The organism is Burkholderia sp. Bp9142, from assembly GCF_003853415.1.
Classification (GTDB): domain Bacteria; phylum Pseudomonadota; class Gammaproteobacteria; order Burkholderiales; family Burkholderiaceae; genus Burkholderia.
This window is the reverse complement of sequence record NZ_QTPP01000112.1, coordinates 1-476: the sequence shown is the minus strand read 5'-3', so window position 1 is coordinate 476 and position 476 is coordinate 1. Positions and strand designations below refer to the sequence as shown.

The window sequence follows — 476 nt, the reverse complement described above, 5'->3', positions numbered from 1 at the left end:
CGATAAATGGTCGACTCCTGGTCCAAACGATGAGAAAATCGCGCAATCATTCCCATTGCCCTGCCGACAATGACATGTCGCAGACCCGATGCGTCGCGCCGAATTGGACTCTTCGAAGCGACCATTTCAATACTGTTTCTTTTAACCACGTGGAGTGAAGAATGGCCACCTATCAAGAGTTGAAAGCCAAGGCTGAAGCACTGCTCGTGCAAGCGGAAGAAGCTAGGCAGGCCGAACTAGAGACCGTGCTCGAAGAAGTTCGCGCCCGTATTCAAGAGTACGGTCTCACGCCGGAACAGGTCTTCGGCCGTAAGCGCACACGTAGCGCGAATGGCAGCCAATCCGCGACGCCGAAGTATCAGGATCCGAAAACGGGCAAGACGTGGAGCGGGCGTGGCCGCGAACCGTCATGGATCAAGGGTAAGAAACGTGATCGCTTCTTGATCGCCGAATGATCACCGCAGCGTAGCGATCGG

General features: G+C 55.3%; 1 protein-coding gene. It reads left to right on the top strand.

Going from position 1 to position 476, the window contains the following annotated elements; genetic code table 11:
* Window positions 1-161 precede the first annotated feature (161 nt).
* Window positions 162-455, top strand: coding sequence for an H-NS family nucleoid-associated regulatory protein (locus tag DIE22_RS37885; protein WP_124607555.1), 294 nt, complete (start codon window positions 162-164; stop codon window positions 453-455).
* The last annotated feature ends 21 nt before the right edge of the window (window positions 456-476 follow it).

Coding starts and splice junctions, on each gene's coding strand:
- DIE22_RS37885 (WP_124607555.1), top strand. CDS start 162: ATGGCCACCTATCAAGAGTTGAAAGCCAAGGCTGAAGCACTGCTCGTG.